Origin of the sequence: Variovorax humicola (assembly GCF_037889915.1) — a bacterium.
GTDB lineage: Bacteria > Pseudomonadota > Gammaproteobacteria > Burkholderiales > Burkholderiaceae_C > Variovorax > Variovorax humicola.
This window is the reverse complement of record NZ_JBBKZV010000006.1, coordinates 286,105-302,922: the sequence shown is the minus strand read 5'-3', so window position 1 is coordinate 302,922 and position 16,818 is coordinate 286,105. Positions and strand designations below refer to the sequence as shown.

The 16,818-nt window shown below is 64.1% G+C and carries 17 protein-coding genes; all 17 read left to right on the top strand.

Annotated elements, in window-relative coordinates:
• Positions 1-103 precede the first annotated feature (103 nt).
• Positions 104-529 carry a nucleoside-diphosphate kinase gene (gene ndk / locus WKW80_RS13775; RefSeq protein WP_340364116.1) on the top strand — a complete coding sequence of 142 codons (426 nt, stop codon included), beginning with the start codon at positions 104-106 and terminating at the stop codon, positions 527-529.
• A gap of 4 nt (positions 530-533) precedes the next feature.
• Positions 534-1,697, top strand: a complete 1,164-nt coding sequence (gene rlmN, locus WKW80_RS13770) for a dual-specificity RNA methyltransferase RlmN (protein ID WP_340364115.1) — start codon at positions 534-536, stop codon at positions 1,695-1,697.
• 4 nt (positions 1,698-1,701) lie between these two features.
• On the top strand, positions 1,702-2,526 hold the full coding sequence (pilW, locus tag WKW80_RS13765; protein WP_340364114.1) for a type IV pilus biogenesis/stability protein PilW: 825 nt from the start codon (positions 1,702-1,704) through the stop codon (positions 2,524-2,526).
• 61 nt (positions 2,527-2,587) lie between these two features.
• Positions 2,588-3,427 (top strand): helix-turn-helix domain-containing protein, encoded by an 840-nt coding sequence (locus tag WKW80_RS13760; protein WP_340364113.1) that lies wholly within the window; start codon positions 2,588-2,590, stop codon positions 3,425-3,427.
• Between the two features lie 5 nt (positions 3,428-3,432).
• Positions 3,433-4,710 (top strand): flavodoxin-dependent (E)-4-hydroxy-3-methylbut-2-enyl-diphosphate synthase, encoded by a 1,278-nt coding sequence (gene ispG, locus WKW80_RS13755; protein WP_340364179.1) that lies wholly within the window; start codon positions 3,433-3,435, stop codon positions 4,708-4,710.
• A gap of 12 nt (positions 4,711-4,722) precedes the next feature.
• Positions 4,723-6,048, top strand: a complete 1,326-nt coding sequence (hisS, locus tag WKW80_RS13750) for a histidine--tRNA ligase (RefSeq protein WP_340364112.1) — start codon at positions 4,723-4,725, stop codon at positions 6,046-6,048.
• A 3-nt stretch (positions 6,049-6,051) separates the two neighbouring features.
• Positions 6,052-6,726 carry a YfgM family protein gene (locus tag WKW80_RS13745; RefSeq protein ID WP_340364111.1) on the top strand — a complete coding sequence of 225 codons (675 nt, stop codon included), beginning with the start codon at positions 6,052-6,054 and terminating at the stop codon, positions 6,724-6,726.
• A 7-nt stretch (positions 6,727-6,733) separates the two neighbouring features.
• Positions 6,734-7,876 (top strand): outer membrane protein assembly factor BamB, encoded by a 1,143-nt coding sequence (bamB, locus tag WKW80_RS13740; RefSeq protein WP_340364110.1) that lies wholly within the window; start codon positions 6,734-6,736, stop codon positions 7,874-7,876.
• A gap of 52 nt (positions 7,877-7,928) precedes the next feature.
• Positions 7,929-9,272, top strand: a complete 1,344-nt coding sequence (gene der, locus WKW80_RS13735) for a ribosome biogenesis GTPase Der (protein WP_340364109.1) — start codon at positions 7,929-7,931, stop codon at positions 9,270-9,272.
• Positions 9,273-9,447: 175 nt separating this feature from the next.
• On the top strand, positions 9,448-9,693 hold the full coding sequence (gene hfq, locus WKW80_RS13730) for an RNA chaperone Hfq (protein ID WP_340338774.1): 246 nt from the start codon (positions 9,448-9,450) through the stop codon (positions 9,691-9,693).
• A gap of 62 nt (positions 9,694-9,755) precedes the next feature.
• Complete coding sequence (gene hflX, locus WKW80_RS13725) at positions 9,756-10,928, top strand: GTPase HflX (protein WP_340364108.1); 1,173 nt, start codon at positions 9,756-9,758, stop codon at positions 10,926-10,928.
• Positions 10,929-10,970: 42 nt separating this feature from the next.
• Positions 10,971-12,374, top strand: coding sequence for an FtsH protease activity modulator HflK (gene hflK / locus WKW80_RS13720; RefSeq protein WP_340364107.1), 1,404 nt, complete (start codon positions 10,971-10,973; stop codon positions 12,372-12,374).
• A 12-nt stretch (positions 12,375-12,386) separates the two neighbouring features.
• On the top strand, positions 12,387-13,304 hold the full coding sequence (gene hflC, locus WKW80_RS13715) for a protease modulator HflC (protein WP_340364106.1): 918 nt from the start codon (positions 12,387-12,389) through the stop codon (positions 13,302-13,304).
• Positions 13,305-13,317: 13 nt separating this feature from the next.
• The gene (locus WKW80_RS13710) at positions 13,318-13,506 is read left to right on the top strand and encodes a DUF2065 domain-containing protein (protein WP_340364105.1); all 189 of its coding nucleotides are present in this window, start codon (positions 13,318-13,320) and stop codon (positions 13,504-13,506) included.
• A 184-nt stretch (positions 13,507-13,690) separates the two neighbouring features.
• Entirely contained in the window at positions 13,691-14,845 is a 1,155-nt protein-coding gene (locus WKW80_RS13705) for an ATP phosphoribosyltransferase regulatory subunit (RefSeq protein ID WP_340364104.1), read from the top strand.
• A gap of 23 nt (positions 14,846-14,868) precedes the next feature.
• Positions 14,869-16,200 carry an adenylosuccinate synthase gene (locus tag WKW80_RS13700; protein ID WP_340364103.1) on the top strand — a complete coding sequence of 444 codons (1,332 nt, stop codon included), beginning with the start codon at positions 14,869-14,871 and terminating at the stop codon, positions 16,198-16,200.
• Between the two features lie 93 nt (positions 16,201-16,293).
• Positions 16,294-16,818, top strand: a complete 525-nt coding sequence (locus WKW80_RS13695) for a phosphoribosyltransferase (protein ID WP_340364102.1) — start codon at positions 16,294-16,296, stop codon at positions 16,816-16,818.

The following is a 16,818-nucleotide window of genomic DNA, read 5'->3' as shown; positions in this document are numbered from 1 at the left end:
AGCCCGCGCCGGTTAAAATCAGAGGCTTTGTCAATGCTGTGCAACCCTTCGTTGCGCGCTTGATCGAACACTTCAAAAATCCAAGCTCTCAGGAAGCATTTCAATGGCCATCGAACGCACCCTTTCCATCATCAAGCCCGACGCCGTCGCGAAGAACGTCATCGGCAAGATCGTCTCCCGTTTTGAAGCCGCTGGCCTCAAGATGGTTGCCAGCAAGTTCGTGCACCTCTCGCGCAGCGAAGCCGAGCAGTTCTACGCCGTTCACAAGGAGCGCCCCTTCTTCAAGGACCTCGTCGAGTTCATGATCTCGGGCCCCGTGTTCGTGCAAGTGCTCGAAGGCGAAGACGCCATCCTCAAGAACCGTGACCTGATGGGCGCCACCGATCCGAAGAAGGCGGCCGCCGGCACCATCCGCGCCGACTTTGCCGACAGCATCGATGCCAACGCAGTGCACGGCTCCGACGCGCCCGAAACCGCGAAGGGCGAAATCGCCTTCTTCTTCGCGGGCCTCAACGTCTACAAGCGCTGATCCCATGACCACGGCCAACCTGCTCGAATACGATCTCGAGGGGCTGGCCGCGTTCTGCGAAAAGCTCGGCGAAAAGCGCTTCCGGGCGACCCAACTCTTCCGCTGGATTCACCAGCGCGGCGCCAGCGAGTTCGGCCAGATGACTGACCTTGCGAAGTCGCTGCGCGAGAAACTCGCCGGTACAGCCCGCATCGAGTCTCTCAAGGTGCTCTCGCAGCATGAATCCGCCGATGGCACCATCAAGTGGCTGTTCGATGTCGGTGACGGCAATGCGGTCGAAGCCGTGTTCATTCCCGAGGACGATCGCGGCACGCTGTGCGTGTCGTCGCAGGCCGGTTGCGCCGTTGGCTGCCGCTTCTGCTCGACCGGTCACCAGGGTTTCAGCCGAAATCTGACGACCGGTGAAATCGTCGCCCAGCTCTGGTTCGCCGAGCACTTCTTGCGCAAGCACCTGAAACGCGACGAGCGCGTTATTTCCAACGTGGTGATGATGGGCATGGGCGAGCCGCTGCAGAACTACTCTGCGCTGGTGCCGGCATTGCGCACGATGCTCGACGACAACGCCTATGGCTTGTCGCGCCGTCGCGTCACGGTGTCGACGTCGGGTGTCGTGCCGATGATGGACCGGCTGGGGCTCGATTGCCCGGTTGCGTTGGCGGTGTCGCTGCATGCGCCCAACGACGCGTTGCGCGATGACCTGGTGCCGCTCAATCGCAAGTACCCGATCGCCGAATTGCTCGATGCCTGCCGCCGCTACCTGGCGCATGCGCCGCGCGACTTCATCACCTTCGAATACTGCATGCTCGACGGCGTCAATGACCAACCCGAGCACGCGAAGCAACTCATCGAACTCGTGCGTGGCGCCCATGGCGTTTCGTGCAAGTTCAACCTGATTCCGTTCAATCCGTTTCCCGCCTCGGGCCTGTTGCGTTCACCGCAGCCGCGCGTGCTGGCGTTTGCGAAGCTTTTGAGCGAAGCAGGCATCGTGACCACCGTGCGCAAGACGCGCGGCGACGACATCGATGCGGCGTGTGGGCAGTTGGCCGGCGACGTGAAAGACCGTACGCGCGCCGCCGAGCGCATGGCGCAACGCCGCCTTGCGGAGCACACCGTGACAGTTCATCCGGCGCGCCGCGCCACGACCAAGCCCGGTGTTCAGGAGCATTGAATCAATGAGCAAAGTTTTTCCGGGCCGGTGGGTACCAGCCCTTTTGTTCGCGGCCGCGGTAGTGACAACGCTGGCCGGCTGTGCGAACAAGGGTGTTTCCGCGCAGGCCACGGCCGCCAACGGCGCCGATCTTGCGACCGACTCCGACGAAGGCAAGGCGCGCAAGCGTGCGCGCACCCGCCTCGAATTGGCCATCGGCTATTTCGAGGCCGGCCAGACCACGACGGCGCTGGACGAGATCAAGCAGTCGCTCGTGGCGGATCCGAACTATGCAGAGGCCTACAACCTGCGCGGCCTGGTGTACATGCGCATGGACGATCCCGGCCTGGCCGAAGACAGCTTCCGCCGGGCCATCGCGATCAATCCGCGCGATGCCAACACCATGCACAACTACGGTTGGCTGCTGTGCCAGCAGAACCGTTACAACGATGCAATGCAACAGTTCAATGCGGCGTTGGCGGTGCCAGGCTATATCGACTCGTCCAAGACACTGATGACGGAGGGCCTGTGCCAGATCCGCGCAGGCCAGAACGCGGAGGCCGAGAAGACCCTGATGAAAGCCTACGAGTTCGATGCCGCCAACCCCGTCATCGGCTACAACCTCGCGGCGCTGCTGGCCAAGCGCGAGGATTGGACTCGGGCGCAGTTCTACGTGCGCCGCGTCAACAACGGTCCGGCGGCCAACGCCGAAACGCTTTGGCTTGGCGTCAAGGTCGAGCGCAAGCTGAACAATCGCGACGCGGTGAGCCAGTTGGGCAACCAATTGCAGAGTCGCTTTCCGCAGTCGCGGGAAGCCATAGCGTACGAGCGCGGAAATTTCAATGATTGAACGGGCCAGTCAGTTTGGTGCCTCGGCCGCTGTGCCGCTGGCCGGCGGAGACAGCGCGCTCATGACCGCCGGTGAAATGTTGCGCCAGGCGCGCGAGGCGCATGGATTGGACATTGCCGTGGTGGCAGCCGCGCTCAAGGTTCCCGTGCAAAAGCTGGAGGCTCTGGAAGACGACAACATCGACGCGTTGCCCGATCCGGTGTTCGCGCGCGCGTTGGCGGCCAGTGTCTGCCGCGCGCTCAAGGTGGACCCCGGGCCGGTGCTGGCCAAGCTGCCCGGTGCCAAGCGTCCGGGACTGGCTGATGCCGATCGCACCATGAGCTCCAACATCCGCTCGGGCGCGCCGCACCAGGGGCGTGCCGGCGGCATGTCCTTGCCGTCGCGAGCATTGATGGTGGTGGTCGGTTTGCTGCTCGTGGGTGCCGCTGCGCTGTTCTGGATTCCGCAATCGGCGTTCGATCGGCTGAGCGCCACGGTTTCGAGGCTGACGAGCCGGTCGGAAACGGCGTCTGCCGATACGCCGCCGGCACCGGCCGGCACCGTGATCGAGTCGGGCGCACCGGCCGCGCCTGCCGCGCCTGCCGCGGAGCCCATGCCGCCGGCGTCCGCGGCCACGGTTGCTCCCGCCGCGCCGGTGGCACCCACCGCCGCGGCCGGTGCGGAATTGCTGGTCTTCAAGGCCCGTGCGGACTCGTGGATCACGGTCACCGAAGCAGGCGGCAAGCAGCTGCTGCGCCGTACCGTGCAGGCCGGTGAAACGGTGAATTTGTCGGGCACGCTGCCGCTGTCGGTGGTCATCGGGCGTGCTTCCGGCGTCGATGTGCAATTGCGCGGCAAGCCCTTCGACCTCGCGGCAGTGACCAAGGCCGGCGGTGTCGCGCGTTTCGAGGTCAAGCCGTGAACGATCTGATCCTCCCTCCCTGCCTGCCGATCGAACCCGCATCGCCCAGGGCGCGCAATTCGCGCCAGGCCCGCGTGACATGGGGGCCGCGCACGGTCACGGTGGGAGGCGACGCACCGGTGCGCGTGCAGTCGATGACCAACACCGATACGGTCGATGCCATCGGCACCGCCATCCAGGTCAAGGAACTGGCGCTGGCCGGCTCCGAGATGGTGCGCATCACCGTCAACACGCCGGAAGCCGCCGAGCAGGTGCCCTACATCCGCGAGCAGTTGGATCGCATGGGCATCGACGTGCCGCTGATCGGCGACTTCCACTACAACGGCCATCGCCTCCTGACCGACTATCCGGCCTGTGCCGAGGCGCTCAGCAAGTACCGCATCAACCCCGGCAACGTGGGCAAGGGCGACAAGAAGGACAAGCAGTTCGGCCAGATGATCGAGGCCGCGATGCGCTGGAACAAGCCGGTGCGTATCGGCGTGAACTGGGGCAGCCTCGACCAGGAGTTGCTTGCCAGCCTGATGGACGCCAACAGCCAGCGTGCCGAGCCCTGGGACGCCAAGTCGGTGATGTACGAGGCGTTGGTCACCTCCGCGATCGATTCCGCGAAGCTGGCCGAATCGATGGGCATGAATGGCAACCAGATCATCCTGAGCTGCAAGGTCAGTGGCGTGCAGGATTTGATCTCCGTCTACCGCGAGTTGGCGCGGCGCTGCGATTACACGCTGCACCTGGGGCTCACCGAAGCCGGCATGGGCACCAAGGGCACGGTTGCCTCGGCCACGGCGCTGTCGATCCTGCTGCAGGAGGGCATCGGCGACACCATCCGCGTGTCGCTCACGCCGCAGCCGGGCGAGTCGCGCACGCAGGAAGTGCTGATCGCAAACGAAATTCTTCAAGCACTCGGGTTGCGCGTTTTCGTGCCGAGCGTTACGGCGTGCCCCGGTTGCGGCCGCACAACCAGCACCACCTTCCAGGAACTGGCCAAGCAGATCGACGACTACCTGCGCCAGCAGATGCCGGTCTGGCGCAACAAGTACCCTGGCGTCGAGAACATGAAGGTGGCCGTCATGGGCTGCATCGTCAACGGCCCCGGCGAGAGCAAGCACGCCGACATCGGCATCAGCCTGCCCGGCACCGGCGAGACGCCCGCCGCGCCGGTGTTCATCGACGGCCAGAAGGCGCTCACGCTGCGCGGCGACAACATCGCGAACGAGTTCCACCAACTCGTCGAAAACTACATTGAAAAGCGCTTCGGCAGCCAGGCTGCCGTGGTCGACTGATTTCCGGACCCCATGGCTGACAAATTGAATGCCGTCAAAGGCATGAACGACATCCTGCCCGGCAGCGTGACCCGCAAGGACAAGCTGCCGGATTCCCAACTCTGGCTGTGGTTCGAAAACACGCTGCGCTCAGTGCTGGGCCACTACGGGTACCAGTACATGCTCACGCCCATCGTCGAGCCCACGGCCCTGTTCGTGCGCGGCCTCGGCGAAGTGACGGACATCGTCGAGAAGGAAATGTATTCCTTCACCGATTCGATGAACGGCGACAAGCTCACGCTGCGACCGGAAGCCACCGCCGGCATCGTGCGCGCGATGGTCGAGCACAACGCGCTCTACAACGGCCCACTGCGCCTGTGGACCATCGGCCCGATGTTCCGCCACGAACGTCCGCAAAAAGGACGCTACCGCCAGTTCAACCAGCTCGACGTCGAAGCCCTGGGTTTTGCCGGACCGGATGTGGATGCCGAACTGATCCTGATGGCGCGCCGCCTCTGGAAGGCGTTGGGTCTGGTCGAAGGCGAGCACGTGCGCCTGGAGTTGAACAGCCTGGGCCAGCCAGCCGAGCGCGCGGCCCATCGCGCCGCGCTTGTTGCCTACTTCGAAGCACATACCGAACAGCTTGACGAAGATTCCAGGCGCCGCCTGCTCACCAACCCGCTGCGCATCCTCGACAGCAAGAATCCTTCGATGCAGGAGCTGATCGAAGCAGCGCCACAGCTGATGAGCTTCCTGGGCGAGGAGACACTGGCCCACTTCAACGCCGTGCGCGCGGTGCTCGACGAAGCCGGCCTGGCCTACCGCATCAACACCCGTCTGGTGCGCGGCATGGACTACTACAACCTGACGGTGTTCGAGTGGGTGACCGATCAACTCGGCTCGCAAGGCACGGTCTGTGGTGGTGGACGCTATGACGGCCTGTTCGAGCAGTTGGGCGGCAAACCTACGCCGGCCGTGGGCTTCGGCCTCGGCGTCGAGCGGTTGCTGTTGCTGATCGATACCCTGGGCGTGCCGGTGCCTTCCGCCGCACCGCATGTCTATGCGGTGGTTCCCGACCCGACCCTGAGCCCCAAAGTCCAGGTGGCATTGGAAGCCTTGCGATCGGCCGGTGTCGCCGTGCAAATGCACGCGGGCGGCGGCAGCCTCAAATCGCAGTTCAAGAAGGCAGACGCCAGCGGTGCCTGCTTCGCGTTGATCTTCGGCGGCGACGAACTCGCGCGTGGCGAAGTCACCGTCAAATCGCTTCGCGACGGCGCTGGCGCGCAGGTCGCTCGCGCCCTCACCGACGTGGCCGATTGGGCCACCACCCTACAATCCCCGGCTTCCTCCAACGTATAGCGCATGGCAACACCTCTCGATCTTCAGGAACAGGAACAGCTCGACCAGCTCAAGCACTTCTGGAACACCTGGGGCAACCTCATCACCTCGACGCTGCTCGTGATCGCCCTGGCCTTTGCCGGCTGGAACGGCTGGCAGTACTACCAGCGCAACCAGGCGGCGCAAGCGGCCGCACTCTATGACACGCTCGAGCGCAACGTCGAAGCCGGCGACCCCGCCATCGTCGAGCGCACGCTCGGCGAGATGAAGGACCGCTTCGCCTCCACCAGCTATGCCCAGCAAGCCGGTTTGCTGGCCGCCAAGGCATTGCACGACAAGGGCAATGCCGATGGCTCTCGTGCCGCGCTGACCTGGGTGGCCGAAAAGGCCGTCGATCCCGGTTACCAGGCTGTGGCGCGGCTGCGGCTCGCGGCCGAACTTTTCGACAGCAAGGCCTATGACGAGGCACTGAAGCAACTCGGAACCGCCTTCCCCAAGGAGTTCGAGCCGCTCGTGGCCGACCGCAAGGGCGATATCTACATGGCCCAGGGCAAGCGCGACGAGGCACGCACCGAATACCAGAAGGCGTGGACGGGACTGGAGCCGCGCAACGACTACCGGCGCCTGGTTGAAATCAAGCTCAACTCGGTCGGCGTCGACACGCAATCCCTGAAGCCTGCAGCCCCTAAACAATCCTGATCGCAAAATGAATCTCAAGCGTCTCATGCCTGCAACGCCGGTGCTTCGCACCGGGTTGGCGATGGTTCTTATCGCGGCGTTGGCGGCATGTTCCAGCACGAGCAAGCCCAAGCCGGCCGAACTGCCGACCAACGTAGTGGTGCTCGGCGTGCGCGAAGCCTGGAACGTGAAGATTCCGGCTGTCGACTTCCCGTTGCAGGCCAACGTGAGCGGCGACACGGTCACGGTGGCCGGCACCGACGGCACGGTGGTGGCCATCGATGCGCGCAACGGCACCGAGGTCTGGCGCGCCAGCGTGGGCGCGCCGCTCACGGCCGGCGTCGGAAGCGACGGGTCCATGGCGGCGGTGGTCACCAACAAGAACGAACTTGTTGTCCTCGAAGGCGGCAAGGTCCTGTGGCGCGAGAGGCTCACAGCCGAGACCTATACCGCGCCACTCGTGGCCGGTCGACGTGTCTTCGTGGAAACCGCCGACCGCGCGACCAGCGCATACGATGGCGGAAGCGGGCGCCGCCTCTGGATCCAGCAGCGCACGGCCGAGTCCCTGGTGTTGAAGAAGCCCGGCGTGCTGCTCGCAGTGGGAGACACGCTTCTGGCGGGCGTCGGCGGACGGCTGGTCGGTATCAATCCGGCCAACGGTTCTTCGCGCTGGGAGTCGCCCATTGCAGCGCCCCGCGGTACCAATGACGTCGAGCGCCTGGTTGACCTGACCGGCAGCGTGAGCCGCGTGGGCGACACTGTCTGCGCGCGGGCTTATTACGCCAGCGTCGGTTGTGTCGACGCGGTGCGCGGCGGCTTGCTGTGGAGCAAGCCCGCAGTGAGCGCCGAAGGCATCAGCGGCGACGGGCAGTTGGTGGTCGGCACCGAGTCCGACGGCAACGTGGTTGCATGGCGCCGCGCCGACGGCGAGCGCGCCTGGCAGTCGGACCGGCTCAAGTACCGTGACTTGACAGCGCCGTTGGTCGTTGGCCGTTCGGTCGTCATTGGCGATCGCGCAGGGCTGCTGCACTTCGTCTCGCGCGAAGACGGCAGCCCCCTGAACCGCGTCAGCGCCGACGGCTCGGCCATCGCCGCCACGCCCGTGGTCGCCGCCAACACGGTGGTGGTCGTGACTCGCAAGGGCGGCGTGTTCGGCTACCGCCCCGAATAACAAATCATTTTGAAAGACCGATCTTGAAGCCAGCAGTGATAAGGGTCCGGCCATGAAGCCGGTTCTGGCTTTGGTCGGGCGACCCAACGTCGGCAAGTCGACGTTGTTCAATCGGTTGACCCAAACCCGCGACGCGATCGTTGCCGACTTCGCCGGCCTGACGCGCGACCGCCACTACGGCAACGGCCGCCAGGGGAAGCGCGAATTCATCGTGATCGACACCGGCGGCTTCGAGCCGGATGCTGGCAGCGGCATCTTCAAGGAGATGGCCAAGCAGACACGGCAGGCCGTGGCCGAGGCCGACGTGGTCATCTTTGTCGTGGATGCGCGCGAGGGGCTCTCGGCTCAAGACCATGACATCGCGCGCGAATTGCGCCGGCTCGGCAAACCCACCGTACTTGTGGCCAACAAGGCCGAAGGCATGCAAGACGGGACCAGGCTAGTCGACTTCTACGAGCTCGGGCTTGGCGACGTGCACGGCGTCTCCGCGGCACACGGGCAGGGCATTCGCGACCTGATCGACCTGGCGCTGGAGCCGTTGAACCTGGTCGAACCCGAAGATGAAGAAGACGACGGCGAAGCCAAGTCCATCAAGCTGGCGGTGGCAGGGCGTCCGAATGTGGGCAAATCGACGCTGATCAACACGTGGCTCGGCGAGGAGCGCCTGGTGGCGTTCGACCTGCCGGGCACCACGCGCGACGCGATCTCGGTGCCCTTCGAACGAAACGGGCAACGCTTCGAATTGATCGACACGGCCGGGCTGCGTCGCAAGGGCAAGGTGTTCCAGGCGATCGAGAAGTTCTCGGTGGTCAAGACGCTGCAGGCCATCGAATCATCGAATGTCGTCCTGCTGTTGCTGGATGCCACGCAGGGTGTGACCGACCAGGACGCGCACATCGCGGGCTACATCCTTGAATCGGGCCGCGCCGTGGTCATTGCCATCAACAAATGGGATGCGGTCGACAGCTACCAGCGCGAGCAGATCCAGCGCCAGATCGAAACGCGCCTGCCGTTCCTGAAGTTCGCTGCCTTGCACTTCATCTCCGCGATCAAGCGACAGGGCCTGGGCCCGGTCTGGCAGTCGATTGCACAGGCCCACAAGTCGGCCACCCGCAAGATGTCCACACCGGTGCTGACACGTTTGCTGCTCGAGGCGGTGCAATTCCAGTCGCCACAGCGCGCCGGCATGTTCCGGCCCAAGATGCGATATGCCCATCAGGGCGGCATGAACCCGCCGGTGATCGTGATCCACGGCAACTCGCTGGAGCACGTCACGGACTCGTACAAGCGGTTCTTGGAAGCTCGATTTCGCAAGGAGTTCGATCTGGTCGGAACGCCCATGCGAATCGAATTCAAGACGTCGACGAATCCCTACGCTGAAAAATCAGGCGGCTGAGCGCCGGTTTGGTGCGTTTGACCTCGGAAGACGGCAGTTGAATGAGTGCTGAGGCCTGTCTGGCACCGAATAAGAGACGTTATTTTTTCAAGGCTTTTGCAACCGTTGCCGAAGCGCAGAAACGCTGTGTTAAGGTCGTCGCTCCTATAACTCTTCCTTGAACACGGAGAATATCGTGAGCAACAAAGGGCAACTTTTGCAAGACCCGTTCCTGAACACTTTGCGTCGGGAGCACGTGCCGGTTTCCATCTATCTGGTGAACGGCATCAAGCTACAGGGCCAGATCGAATCCTTCGACCAATACGTCGTACTGCTGCGCAACACCGTGACTCAGATGGTGTACAAGCATGCCATTTCCACCATCGTTCCGGGCCGCGCGGTGAATTTCTCGGCCGCCGAGAGCGACGACTCGGGTTCTTGATCGGTATCTCCAGCGCGGCGGCACCTGTCCGTCGCGCCTTCCCCTGATCGGTACGGTTCCGTTTGTCTGAACTGATTTCATACCAGGAAGGCGCCGTCATTCTCGTCGGCGTCGACTTCGGATTGCCTCATTTCGACAGCGAACTGGAGGAACTCGGTTTGCTTGCGCAAACTGCTGGCCTCCAGCCTGTCGCGCGCATTGTTTGCAAGCGCAAGGCGCCCGACGCTGCCCTGTTCGTGGGCAGCGGCAAGGCCGACGAGATCAAGGAACTGGCGTTGATGCATCGCGCGAGCGAGGTCATCTTCGACCAGACCCTGAGTCCGGCACAACAGCGCAACCTCGAGCGCCAGCTCGATGTTGCTGTTTACGACCGGACTTTTCTCATTCTGGAAATCTTCGCGCAGCGTGCACGCTCGCACGAAGGCAAGTTGCAGGTCGAACTCGCGCGCCTGCAATACCTCAGTACGCGCCTGGTTCGCCGCTGGTCCCACCTGGAGCGCCAGACCGGCGGCGCCGGCGTGCGCGGCGGCCCTGGCGAAAAGCAGATCGAACTCGACCGCCGCATGATCAGCGAATCGATCAAGCGCACGCGCGAGCGACTTGCCAAGGTGCAAAAGCAGCGTGGCACGCAGCGTCGCCAGCGCGAGCGGCGCGAGACGTTCAACATTTCGCTGGTCGGCTACACCAACGCCGGCAAGTCGTCGCTGTTCAACGCGCTGGTCAAGGCACGCGCCTATGCGGCCGATCAGTTGTTCGCCACGCTCGACACCACCACACGCAACCTGTACCTGGGCGACGCACGCCGCCAGGTTTCGATTTCCGACACGGTGGGGTTCATCCGTGCGCTTCCGCACGGCCTTGTCGACGCCTTCAAGGCCACGCTGCAGGAGGCGGTCGACGCCGACTTGCTGTTGCATGTGGTCGATGCGTCGAATCCGCATCACCCCGAGCAAATGGCCGAGGTGCAAAGCGTGCTCGCGGAGATCGGCGCGGACAACATTCCGCAGTTGCTGGTGTTCAACAAGCTCGATGCCCTTGAAAGCGGGCAACTGCCACTGCATCTCCAGGATGAAATCGAGGTCGACGGGGTCCAGGTGCCGCGCATTTTCGTCAGTGCCCATACAGGGCAAGGCGTGCCGGCACTGCGGGCTGAATTGGCTTCGCGTTCCGGCTCTGCCAGCGCCGCAGCCATGACCTTAGACGCCGACGCTGAATTGCACGATGCAGCAAGTTGATTGGGCACAATCCCGCCTCTGACGAGATAACAAGCAAAACGAATGAATGCAAAGCCAGTGTGGAGTCGTCTTCGGGGCGTGTTCAACCTGAATGACGGTCGATGGGGCCGAGGCGACGAGCCTCCGTCCAATGGTGAGCAGCGACCGTCTGGCAATCGGCCTGACAGTGAACCGCCCGCCACGCCGCCGCCACCTCCTCCGCGGCCCAATCCACCGCGCGGCCAGGGTCCGAACCAGGGACCGCCGGACCTCGACGAACTCTGGCGCGATTTCAACCGCAAGCTCGGCGGCCTCTTCGGCAGTGGCCGCGGCGGCAACAACGGCAATGGCAATCGTCCAAGCGGCGGCGGCAATGGTGGTGGTTTCAAGCCCGACATGAAGAACGCCGGCTTCGGGCTGGGTCTCGTGGCGGCGGTGGCCGTGCTGATCTGGCTCGGCACCGGGTTTTTCATCGTCAACGAAGGCCAGCAGGCGGTGATCACCCAGTTCGGCAGCTACAAGGCCACCGTCGGGGCGGGTTTCAACTGGCGCTTTCCGTACCCGATCCAGCGCCACGAAATCGTGGTCGTGACGCAGATCCGTTCGGCGGACGTCGGGCGCGACAACATCGTACGTTCCACCGGCCTGCGCGAATCGGCCATGCTGACCGAGGACGAGAACATCGTCGAGATCAAGTTCGCGGTGCAGTACCGCCTGAGCGATGCGCGGCAGTACCTGTTCGAGAGCAAGTCGCCCGGCGAAACGGTGGTGCAGGTGGCCGAGACCGCGGTGCGCGAAGTCGTCGGCAAGATGAAGATGGACAAGGCGCTCGCCGAGGAGCGCGACCAGATCGCGCCGCGCGTGCGCACGCTGATGCAGACCATCCTGGACCGCTACAAGGTCGGTGTCGAGATCGTCGGCATCAATCTGCAGCAGGGCGGCGTGCGTCCGCCCGAGCAGGTGCAGGCCGCGTTCGACGATGTGCTCAAGGCCGGCCAGGAGCGCGAGCGCACCAAGAACGAGGCGCAGGCCTATGCCAACGACGTGATCCCGAAGGCCACTGGCACGGCGTCGCGCCTGAAGGAAGAGTCCGAGGCCTACAAGGCGCGCATCGTGGCGCAGGCGCAGGGTGACGCCGGTCGCTTCGGCCAGGTGCTGGCCGAGTACCAGAAGGCCCCGCAGGTCACGCGCGACCGCATGTACATCGATGCCATGCAGCAGATCTACGCGAGTACGACCAAGGTGCTGGTCGATTCGAAGCAGGGCTCGAACCTGCTATATCTGCCGCTCGACAAGCTCATGCAACTGAATGCGCAAGGTGGCGCCGCAGCGGCCACGCCGTCCGACGCGGCCAGCCCGAATGTGGCCGGCACCGCACCGGCCCAGTCCTCGGTGATTCCGGTGGCACCGATGACGGGCGACTCGCGCGCCCGGGAAGGCCGTTCGCGTGATCGCGACGCCCGCTGAGGAAACGTTGACATGAACAGAATCGGATTTATCGCAACGTCGATCCTGGTGGCGCTCGCGCTGCTGAGTTCCACGCTTTTCGTGGTCGATCAGCGCCAGTTCGGCGTGGTCTACCAACTCGGCCAGATCAAGAGCGTGATCACCGAGCCGGGTCTCAATTTCAAGATGCCGCCACCGTTCCAGAACGTGTCGTACATCGACAAGCGCCTGCTGATGCTGTCGAGTGTCGATACCGAGCCGATGCTCACGGCCGAGAAGCAGCGCGTGGTGATCGACTGGTATGTGCGTTGGCGCATTTCGAATCCGTCGGAGTACATCCGCAATGTGGGACTGGATGAAAACGCCGGTGCCATGCAACTGAATCGCGTCGTGCGCAACGCGTTCCAGGAGAACATCAACAAGTACACGGTGCGCCAGTTGATATCGTCCAACCGCGAGGAACTCATGACCAACGTGCAGCGTGAGGTGCTTGGCGTGGTGAAGGGCGCCAAGCCTTGGGGCGTGGACGTGGTCGACGTGCGCATCACCCGCGTCGACTACGTCGAGGCCATCACGGAGTCGGTCTATCGCCGCATGGAAGCCGAGCGCAAGCGCGTGGCGAATGAACTGCGTTCAACGGGTTCTGCCGAAGGCGAGAAGATCCGCGCCGATGCCGATCGCCAACGCGAAGTGACCGTGGCGAATGCCTATCGCGACGCGCAAAAGATCAAGGGCGACGGCGATGCGCAGGCTGCCGGAATCTACGCCGATGCCTTCGGCCGCGACCCGCAGTTTGCGCAGTTCTACCGCAGCCTGGATGCCTACAAGCAGAGCTTCAACAAGAAGAGCGACGTGATCGTGGTCGACCCGGCCTCGACCGATTTCTTCCGTGCGATGCGCAGCTCGGGGGGCGCGGCGGGCAGTGCGGTGCCGCCTGCAGCGCGCCGGTAGTCCTTCCGCCACCATGAGCGCCGACGTTTTCTGGAGCGCGCTGGCGTTGGTGCTGGTGATCGAAGGGGCAATGCCCTTCCTGTCGCCCGGCACCTGGCGCAAGGGCTTCGTCCAGTTGCTGCAATTGCGCGACGGGCAGCTTCGCTTCTTCGGGCTTTGCAGCGTCCTTCTCGGCGTATTGCTGCTCTGGGTTGCGAATTAGTTGCTCGCCCCCAGGCTCCGCGCGCTTCGTGCGTTCCACCTACCCCTAGCGGGGGCAACACCAACGGCCCGGCAAAGCCGGTTCCGCGGTGTTTCTGGAACTGAGGTGCGCGTTGTGATCTCGCGTTGAGGGCCAGTCTTGCGAGGCCGGTAGAATTCGCGTTTAACCCACGCCTCCTTTTCCCATGTCCGCCTGGGTCCTCCCGGATCACATTGCCGATGTGCTGCCTTCCGAAGCGCGCCACATCGAAGAACTTCGTCGCCAGTTGCTCGACACTGCCCGTGGCTATGGCTACGAGCTGGTCATGCCGCCGATGCTCGAGCACCTTGAATCGTTGCTCTCGGGCACAGGCGAGGCGCTCGACCTGCAGACTTTCAAGCTGGTCGACCAATTGTCCGGCCGCAGCATGGGCCTGCGCGCCGACACCACCCCGCAGGTCGCGCGTATCGACGCGCACCTGCTGAACCGCCAGGGCGTTGCGCGGCTGTGCTATTGCGGCCCGGTCGTCCATGTGCGGCCGGACCGTCCGCATGCCACACGCGAGCCGCTGCAGTTCGGCGCCGAAATCTATGGGCATGCCGGCCTGGAGGCGGACACCGAATCGCTCGTGCTCGCGCTCGATTGCCTGCATGCCGCCGGCGTCACCGACAACGTCCTGGTCGACATGGCCGATGCGCGCATCGTGCGCTCGCTGTTCGCCGGCGTACCGGTCGATGGCAGCGTGCTCGGCCGCGTGCATGCGGCGTTGGCCACCAAGGACACCAGCGAACTGCGCGCCCTGACGCGCGATTTTCCGGCGGCGTCGCGGGACGGTCTGCTGGCGCTGGTGCAGTTGTACGGCGACGCGAAGGTGCTCGACGAGGCGCAGCGCGTATTGCCCGACACGTCCGCCGTGCGGGAGGCATTGGCCGATCTGCGCCAGCTTGCGGGCCGCCTCAGCGGCGGCGCCAACGTGAGCTTCGACTTGTCCGACCTGCGTGGCTACGCCTATTACAGCGGTGTGCGATTTGGCATCTATGTGGACGGCGCGGCCGATGCGTTGGTGCGCGGCGGCCGGTATGACGAAGTCGGTGCGGTGTTCGGTCGCAATCGTCCCGCCGTCGGCTTCAGCCTCGACTTGCGCGAACTGGTGGAGGTGCTGCCGGCACGCCCGTTGCGCGCTGCAGTACGCGCGCCATGGAGCGACGCCGCGGGCTTGCGCGATGCCATCGCCGCGCTGCGCCGCAGGGGTGAAACCGTGGTCTGCGTACTGCCGGGCCACGAGAGCGAAATCGACGAATTCCACTGCGACCGCGAGCTCGTCGAGCGAGGCGGCGAGTGGACACTGCAATCCATCTGAATTTGTTTGAGAAGCGAGTAGACATGAGCGTTACCACCGGAAGAAACGTGGTCGTCGTCGGCACCCAGTGGGGCGACGAGGGCAAGGGCAAATTGGTCGACTGGCTGACCGAAAGCGCCCAGGGCGTGGTGCGCTTCCAGGGCGGCCACAACGCAGGCCACACGCTGGTGATCAACGGCGTGAAGACCGCGCTGCACCTGATCCCCAGCGGCATCATGCGGCCGGGCGTCAAGTGCTACATCGGCAATGGCGTGGTGCTGTCGGCGGCCAAGCTGTTCGAGGAAATCGAGGGGCTCGAGAAGGCCGGCGTCGAGGTACGTTCGCGCCTGCGGATCAGCGAGGCCTGCCCGCTGATCCTGCCGTTTCACGCTGCGCTCGACATTGCGCGCGAGGCGTATCGCGAGAAGGGTGGCATCGAGAAGATCGGCACCACCGGCCGCGGCATCGGCCCCGCATACGAGGACAAGATCGCGCGCCGTGCACTGCGCGTGCAGGACCTGAAGCACCCCGAGCGCTTCGCCGCCAAGCTGCGTGTGTGCCTCGACTTGCACAACCATGTGCTGGTGGAAGTGCTGGGCGCGTCACCTGTCGATTTCGACACGGTGTTCAACGAAGCGATGAAGCATGCAGAGTTGCTCAAGCCGATGATGGCCGACGTCTCGCGTGAACTCAACGACGCCAACAAGAACGGCGCCAACCTGCTGTTCGAAGGCGCGCAGGGCACGCTGCTCGACGTCGACCATGGCACCTATCCGTACGTCACCTCGAGCAACTGCGTGGCCGGCAATGCGGCCGCGGGTTCGGGCGTCGGCCCCGGCATGCTGCACTATGTGCTGGGCATTACCAAGGCCTACTGCACGCGTGTCGGCGGCGGGCCGTTCCCGACGGAGCTCGACTGGGCCACGCCGGGCACCGTGGGCTATCACCTCAGCACCGTCGGTGCCGAGAAGGGCGTGACAACCGGACGCAGCCGGCGTTGCGGCTGGTTCGATGCGGCGCTGCTGAAGCGTTCGGCGCAGGTCAACGGCCTGTCGGGCCTGTGCATCACCAAGCTCGACGTGCTGGACGGCATCGACAAGCTGGAGCTGTGCACAGGCTACATGCTCGACGGCGAGGTCACCGACATCCTTCCGATGGGTGCCGATGAAATCGAGCGCTGCACGCCAATCTACGAGACGCTCGAAGGCTGGAGCGACAGCACCGTCGGCGTGACGCATTACGACAAGCTGCCAATCAACGCGCGCCTCTACCTGCAACGAATCGAGCAGGTGACGGGTGTGCCGATCCACATGGTGTCGACCAGCCCCGACCGTGACCACACCATCATGATGCGCCACCCCTATCTTGCGGATTGATCGCGGGCCGAGCCTCGAAATTTTCCAAGCCCTTTCGGCCACCGACCTACACGCGCGGTGGCCGCATGAAATCTAAAAATCAGGAGCCAACCCATGTTGACGGAAGACGGCAAGCATCTCTACGTGAGCTACGACGAGTACCACAATCTGATCGAGAAGCTCGCGATCAAGGTGCACCAATCGGGATGGGAGTTCGACACCATCCTGTGCCTGGCGCGTGGCGGCATGCGCCCCGGCGACGTGCTCTCGCGCATCTTCAACAAGCCGCTTGCCATCATGTCGACCAGCTCCTACCGCGCCGATGCCGGCACGGTTCAGGGCCATCTGGACATCGCCCGATACATCACCACGCCCAAGGGCGAGATCGCCGGCAAGGTGCTGCTGGTGGATGACCTGGCGGACTCCGGCCACACGCTGCACGCGGTGGTCGACATGCTTCGCAACCGGTACGCGCCCATCACCGAGCTGCGCAGTGCCGTCATCTGGACCAAGGCGTTGTCGACTTTCGAACCCGACTACTCCATCGAATTCCTGGCCACCAATCCCTGGATTCACCAACCATTCGAAAGCTACGACGGCATGGGTGCCGAGAAGCTCATCGAGAAGTGGTCGGTTTGA

What these genes read in the sequence shown, in the direction of transcription:
- ndk (WP_340364116.1), top strand. Translation starts at nt 104, where the DNA reads ATGGCCATCGAACGCACCCTTTCCATCATCAAGCCCGACGCCGTCGCG.
- rlmN (WP_340364115.1), top strand. Translation starts at nt 534, where the DNA reads ATGACCACGGCCAACCTGCTCGAATACGATCTCGAGGGGCTGGCCGCG.
- pilW (WP_340364114.1), top strand. Translation starts at nt 1,702, where the DNA reads ATGAGCAAAGTTTTTCCGGGCCGGTGGGTACCAGCCCTTTTGTTCGCG.
- WKW80_RS13760 (WP_340364113.1), top strand. Translation starts at nt 2,588, where the DNA reads ATGACCGCCGGTGAAATGTTGCGCCAGGCGCGCGAGGCGCATGGATTG.
- hisS (WP_340364112.1), top strand. Translation starts at nt 4,723, where the DNA reads ATGGCTGACAAATTGAATGCCGTCAAAGGCATGAACGACATCCTGCCC.
- WKW80_RS13745 (WP_340364111.1), top strand. Translation starts at nt 6,052, where the DNA reads ATGGCAACACCTCTCGATCTTCAGGAACAGGAACAGCTCGACCAGCTC.
- bamB (WP_340364110.1), top strand. Translation starts at nt 6,734, where the DNA reads ATGAATCTCAAGCGTCTCATGCCTGCAACGCCGGTGCTTCGCACCGGG.
- der (WP_340364109.1), top strand. Translation starts at nt 7,929, where the DNA reads ATGAAGCCGGTTCTGGCTTTGGTCGGGCGACCCAACGTCGGCAAGTCG.
- hflK (WP_340364107.1), top strand. Translation starts at nt 10,971, where the DNA reads ATGAATGCAAAGCCAGTGTGGAGTCGTCTTCGGGGCGTGTTCAACCTG.
- hflC (WP_340364106.1), top strand. Translation starts at nt 12,387, where the DNA reads ATGAACAGAATCGGATTTATCGCAACGTCGATCCTGGTGGCGCTCGCG.
- WKW80_RS13710 (WP_340364105.1), top strand. Translation starts at nt 13,318, where the DNA reads ATGAGCGCCGACGTTTTCTGGAGCGCGCTGGCGTTGGTGCTGGTGATC.
- WKW80_RS13705 (WP_340364104.1), top strand. Translation starts at nt 13,691, where the DNA reads ATGTCCGCCTGGGTCCTCCCGGATCACATTGCCGATGTGCTGCCTTCC.
- WKW80_RS13700 (WP_340364103.1), top strand. Translation starts at nt 14,869, where the DNA reads ATGAGCGTTACCACCGGAAGAAACGTGGTCGTCGTCGGCACCCAGTGG.
- WKW80_RS13695 (WP_340364102.1), top strand. Translation starts at nt 16,294, where the DNA reads ATGTTGACGGAAGACGGCAAGCATCTCTACGTGAGCTACGACGAGTAC.